This window comes from Bacillus sp. JJ664 (assembly GCF_036962205.1).
Lineage (GTDB): Bacteria > Bacillota > Bacilli > Bacillales > Bacillaceae_G > Gottfriedia.
The window spans coordinates 1-3284 of the sequence record NZ_JBALMS010000069.1 but is presented as its reverse complement, the minus strand read 5'-3'; the positions used below and the strand labels follow the sequence as shown (position 1 = coordinate 3284).

5 protein-coding genes and 1 pseudogene (1 of these 6 running past the window's edge) are annotated in these 3284 nt (G+C 31.2%); all 6 read left to right on the top strand.

The features are described from left to right. Positions 1-1036 (top strand): annotated as a pseudogene (comGA, locus tag V7056_RS12330) (competence type IV pilus ATPase ComGA); it begins 29 nt to the left of the window's first position. Further along, the gene (gene comGB / locus V7056_RS12325; RefSeq protein ID WP_499702334.1) at positions 1029-2072 is read left to right on the top strand and encodes a competence type IV pilus assembly protein ComGB; all 1044 of its coding nucleotides are present in this window, start codon (positions 1029-1031) and stop codon (positions 2070-2072) included. Before comGA ends, comGB begins: the two are co-directional and overlap by 8 nt. A gap of 10 nt (positions 2073-2082) precedes the next feature. Beyond that, complete coding sequence (comGC, locus tag V7056_RS12320) at positions 2083-2379, top strand: competence type IV pilus major pilin ComGC (protein ID WP_499702332.1); 297 nt, start codon at positions 2083-2085, stop codon at positions 2377-2379. After that, positions 2345-2818, top strand: a complete 474-nt coding sequence (gene comGD, locus V7056_RS12315) for a competence type IV pilus minor pilin ComGD (protein WP_499702330.1) — start codon at positions 2345-2347, stop codon at positions 2816-2818. Before comGC ends, comGD begins: the two co-directional genes overlap by 35 nt. After that, positions 2805-3137 carry a hypothetical protein gene (locus V7056_RS12310; RefSeq protein ID WP_499702328.1) on the top strand — a complete coding sequence of 111 codons (333 nt, stop codon included), beginning with the start codon at positions 2805-2807 and terminating at the stop codon, positions 3135-3137. Before comGD ends, V7056_RS12310 begins: the two co-directional genes overlap by 14 nt. After that, a partial coding sequence (locus V7056_RS12305) for a prepilin-type N-terminal cleavage/methylation domain-containing protein (RefSeq protein WP_499702326.1) occupies positions 3061-3284 on the top strand: 224 nt, incomplete at its 3' end. The genes V7056_RS12310 and V7056_RS12305, both read left to right, overlap by 77 nt.

Genomic DNA, 3284 nt, shown 5'->3' with positions numbered 1-3284 from the left:
AGAACTTTTAAAAAAAGCATGTCACTTTGGAGCATCCGATATCCATTTGTTGCCTAAGTATTCAAATGTCGAAGTGTTATTTCGTATAGATGGGGATATCAAATTAATTCAACGAATTGATCGCGAAGAAGCTAAAAGAATTATTATGCATTTAAAATTCCTTGGTAGTATGGATATTGGCGAAAAAAGAATACCTCAAACCGGCATCCTTGTTGTGAATATTAATAACATCATCTTATCTCTTCGGTTAGCAACCTTACCTTCTATTTCTGATGAATCTATGGTTATTAGAATACATCCCCAACAAAAAATTACACCATTAGAAAAACTCTCATTATTTCCTTCAACTACTAGAAAACTCCTATCACTTCTTCATCACTCTCATGGACTCATGCTCTTTACTGGACCAACAGGTTGTGGAAAAACGACGACACTTTATTCTCTATTACATGCAGCAAGAAAGGATTTTACTAGAAATATTATTACAATTGAAGACCCAGTTGAACGTAAATCTGAGGAATACTTTCAAGTGCAGATCAATGAAAAAGCCGGACTAACATACTCATCGGGTTTAAAAGCGATTTTACGATCTGATCCTGATATTGTGATGGTCGGAGAAATTAGAGATGAAGAGACAGCTAAAATTGCAGTTAGGGCTGCTTTAACTGGTCATCTAGTTTTAACAACGATTCATTCCAAAAATACAAAAGGCGCTTTATATCGGATGATTGAACTTGGTATTCCAAAAGAAGAATTGTTTCAGTCAATAGTGGCAATTGTTTCTCAACGGTTAGTCCAAATAAAGTGTCGTTTCTGTGAGAATGAATGCCAACCAAATTGCTTGGCGAATCGCAAAAATAGGAGATTAGGAGTTTATGAACTATTGTACGGGCAAGCTTTAAATGCTGTAACGAATGAAATTAAGGGTCACTCTGAGGATTATAAAATTTCAACAATTAACGATGAATTAATTAAAGGTTATGCACTTGGTTATATAGACTATAAATCATTAGATAGAAGTTTACTTTATGGTTAACCGAATTTCAAAAAAGAAGCTCTCATTGGTAGAACAGGCTCGGCTCCTAAAAATATTAGGTGAATTAATACAAAAAGGCTATCCATTGATCCAGGCTATTGAATTTTTATCTATACAATTTCCAACTGCATATAGAAATACAATTCATAACGCTAAGCAATTATTGATAAATGGTCATTCGTTTATTGAATATGCAAAATCTTTGAGGCTGCATCCAGATGTAATTGTATATTTGTACTTTGCTGAAAAACATGGAGATTTATCTTTTGCTCTTAGAGAAGGCAGTTTTATGTTATTGAAGAAAATTCAACATAGAGCATACTTACGAAAAGTAATGGGGTATCCGATCTGTCTTTTACTTTTTTTACTTTTCATACTCATCATTTTTCAAATATTTATTATCCCTCAATATGAAATGCTATTTTCAACATTTCAAACTGATCATCATTCATTCTCCTATATATACCTTCAAATCATTAAACGTTTACCGATCATTTTTTGTCTGATTTTTGTAATCGGTTTGATTCTTTTCATTACATATTTTCTGTCGTTAAAAAAATTAAATCCAATACGTCAAATGGAGAAGTTAATTAGAGTTCCCTTATTTAAACAATTTCTACTCGCAATCAACACCTATGAATTTTCGATGCAATTAAGTGTTTTATTACATGCTGGCTTTTCAATTGCAGAAGCATTAAAGATTATGCAAAACAATGATAGTAGAACTTTCATCAAAGCAAAATCGAAATTTTTATATAATCAAATTCGAAATGGTGAAGTATTACAAAGAATTCTAATGAATGATCAAACATTCCATCAGGATTTAGTTTTTGTAATTGATCATGGAATGAATAACAGTACGCTCGCTATAGAGCTTGGAGACTATGCGGAGTTTTTAAAAACGTCATTAGAAGAATATTTCCATCGCTCACTTCGATTTATACAACCTATTATTTTTGTGATTATAGCCTCGAGCATTTTATCAATTTATGTGGCAATTTTATTTCCGATGTTTCAATTAATGAATAGTTTCTAGGAGGGAATATATGGATGAAAAGGGATTTACTCTAATAGAAATGCTTGTTGTTTTATTAATCATTTCTATCTTGTTATTACTAGTCATACCAAATATCGGTTTACAACAAGCCTCGATTCAGACGAAAGGTTGTTCTGCTTTACAAAAAATGGTGCAATCAAGCGTAGAAGCATATCGATTAGATCACGAAGGATTACCAGGAAGCTTGCAAGTATTAAAGGACGAGGGTTATATAACAACTTATAAATGTAAAAATAATAGAGACTTAACGTATGAAAAAAATACAGGCATCGTATCTATACCTTAAAAACTTTCAAAAAAATGCAGATGGTTTTACCCTTGTAGAGTTGTTAGTAGTCCTTTCAATTATTATGTTATTAATGATATTTCCAATCATTCAAGTTAAAAAAATAGAAGAGGAACAAAAGCTCATCTTATTTTTGCAAATGCTACAAAATGATTTATTCCTCGCGCAAAGAAATGCTGCAGTACATCAGTTTCCTACAAGAATTATCTTTTCAAATGGATGTTATATAATCGAAGATAACATATTAAATCCTCCTATTTTGAAGCGAACTTTCGATTCAGAGATTATCATTTCGTATTTATCACTTAAAGCCCCATTAAGATTTAACCTAGATGGAAATATATCGACTTCAGGAACAATTTCTATCACGTATAAAAATAGTAAATATATCTTAACGTTTTATTTAGGAAGTGGTCGATTTACTTATGTTAAAAAATGAAAGAGGATTTTCATTTTATGAGGCAATCATATCATTAAATATATTAGTCATTTTTTGTGTGATCATCGTACCTTCAATCACACTATTATTACAAAAAAAGGAACAAGCGATCATGATGAAAAATGCAGAAGACATACTAACTGATGCAGTACATTCTTTTTATGTAAATAGAGAAGAATTTAATACAAATACGATCGTAAGAAAGGATGTTTCCTTTGCAATTTATGTAAATCAAACAATACATGCAAAAAGGGAACTTTGTGTTGCGTGGTATGAACGGTCTAAGGAAAGTGAAATCTGTGAGGACATTACAGAATGAAAAAGGTTATACTCTAATCGAATCTTTATTATCGTTAATAATATTTATGGTGATCATTTCAATCACTACCTCAAGTTTAAGTGCATTTGTTAAACGAAATCATAAACAAGGTTCGTTAAATCATTTAGAATGGGATAACTTTATTAA

Coding starts and splice junctions, on each gene's coding strand:
- comGB (WP_499702334.1), top strand. CDS start 1,029: ATGGTTAACCGAATTTCAAAAAAGAAGCTCTCATTGGTAGAACAGGCT.
- comGC (WP_499702332.1), top strand. CDS start 2,083: ATGGATGAAAAGGGATTTACTCTAATAGAAATGCTTGTTGTTTTATTA.
- comGD (WP_499702330.1), top strand. CDS start 2,345: ATGAAAAAAATACAGGCATCGTATCTATACCTTAAAAACTTTCAAAAA.
- V7056_RS12310 (WP_499702328.1), top strand. CDS start 2,805: ATGTTAAAAAATGAAAGAGGATTTTCATTTTATGAGGCAATCATATCA.